Annotated in this window: 2 protein-coding genes; both read right to left on the bottom strand. The window is 68.9% G+C overall.

Annotation, left to right across the window (positions count from 1 at the left end; translation table 11 throughout):
* On the bottom strand, positions 1–244 hold a 244-nt coding region (locus D7X74_RS41805; protein ID WP_233602301.1), incomplete at its 3' end, for a helix-turn-helix domain-containing protein.
* 37 nt (positions 245–281) lie between these two features.
* Entirely contained in the window at positions 282–1,592 is a 1,311-nt protein-coding gene (locus D7X74_RS41800) for an adenylosuccinate synthase (RefSeq protein WP_120538457.1), read from the bottom strand.
* Positions 1,593–1,693: the final 101 nt, after the last annotated feature.

Below are 1,693 nucleotides of genomic sequence, written 5' to 3'. Positions count from 1 at the left end.
CGGGGGTACGCTGCGCCAGATAGCGCTCCAGCCAGAAATAGACGGCTGGCCGACTCAGGGCTGCCAGATGCGCAGCCTCGCCCGGGCCTTTGCCCTCTGCGAGGAGTCTCACGGCCAGTAGCCGACGGAAGTGGCGAGCGTCGCGCACGCTTCGCAGCGCATGCTCCAGCTTCCGCCTGTCCTCTGCTGTCAGCCCCAGTTCGGCGGGGCTCCTTGCCGGTCGCATGGTCCAGAAAATGCGCATGCGACCGGCATTTGTCTCGGAACTTCCGGCGACCTACTTAGCTGCGGAAGGGGTTCTGCAGCAGCACTGTCTCACCACGGTCCGCGCCCACGGACACGCACACCACGGGCACGCCGCTGACCTCTTCGACGCGACGCACGTAGCGCTTGGCGGCTTCCGGCAGCTCATCGAAGGTGCGCACACCGGCGAGCTTCTCATCCCAGCCGGGCAGCGACTCGTAGATGGGCTTCACGCGCGCCAGGTCCTCGTAGTCGCCGGGCAGCTCCGTGACGCGCGCGCCGTCCAGGTCGTACGCGTTGCAGATGTTGAGCGTCTTGATGCCGCTCAGCACGTCCAGCTTGGTGAGCGCGATGCCCCACAGGCCGTTGACGCGCACCGCGTAGCGCAGCACCACGCCGTCCAGCCAGCCGCAGCGGCGGGGACGGCCGGTGGTCGCGCCGAACTCGTCGCCCACCTTGCGCAGCCGGTCGCCCAGCTCGTCACTCAGCTCCGTGGGGAACGGACCGCCGCCCACGCGCGTCGTGTAGGCCTTGCTGATGCCCATCACCTTGTCGATGGCCGTGGGCCCCAGGCCCGAGCCCACCGCGGCGTTGCCCGCCACGCAGTTGGAGCTGGTCACGAACGGATAGGTGCCGTGGTCCACGTCCAGCAGCGTGCCCTGCGCGCCCTCGAAGAGGATGCGGGCGCCCCGGCGGACCTGCTCGGAGAGGAAGAGCGACACGTCGTGCACGTAGGGACGCAGCCGGTCGCCCAGCGCGGTGAACTCCGCGTGGATCTGCGGCGTCTCCATGCGGGGCACGTCCACGCCCGCCTGGGCGCAGAGGTCCTTGAGTTCGTCCAGCGCGGACGGCAGGCGCTCGTCGATGCGACGGCGCAGGCGCTCCGGGTGGAGCAGGTCGCGCACGCGGATGCCCCGGCGCGCCACCTTGTCCTCGTAGGCCGGACCGATGCCGCGACCGGTGGTGCCAATGGCGCTGCCGCCACGGGCCTTCTCCCGGAAGCTGTCCAGCAGCTTGTGCCACGGGAAGATGACGTGGGCGTTGTCGGAGATGAGCAGCTGCGCATCATCCTTGAGGAAGCCGCGCACCTTGAGCGCGTCGATCTCTCCGACGAGGACGGCGGGATCCACCACCACCCCGTTGCCAATGACACACGTCTTGCCCGGGTGAAGGATGCCCGAGGGAATCAGGTGAAGGACGGTCTTCTGGCCTCCCACCACCAGCGTATGCCCCGCGTTGTTGCCGCCCTGGAAACGGACGACCACCTGGGCATGCTCGGTGAGCAGGTCAACGACCTTGCCCTTCCCCTCATCTCCCCACTGCGCTCCGATGACGACGACGTTCGGCATGGTGCCCGCCGCTTAGCACGCGGGAGGGGCCGGGTGACAGTGTTCCGCGAAGCCGCAATGAAGGGCCTGGCAGGCTGCTTTGTCCCACCCCGCCCCGGTCC

It is taken from the genome of Corallococcus sp. CA047B (genome assembly GCF_003612065.1).
Taxonomy (GTDB): Bacteria; Myxococcota; Myxococcia; order Myxococcales; family Myxococcaceae; genus Corallococcus; species Corallococcus praedator.
Note: the sequence above shows the minus strand (reverse complement) of the source record. Positions and strands in the feature narration are given on the sequence as shown.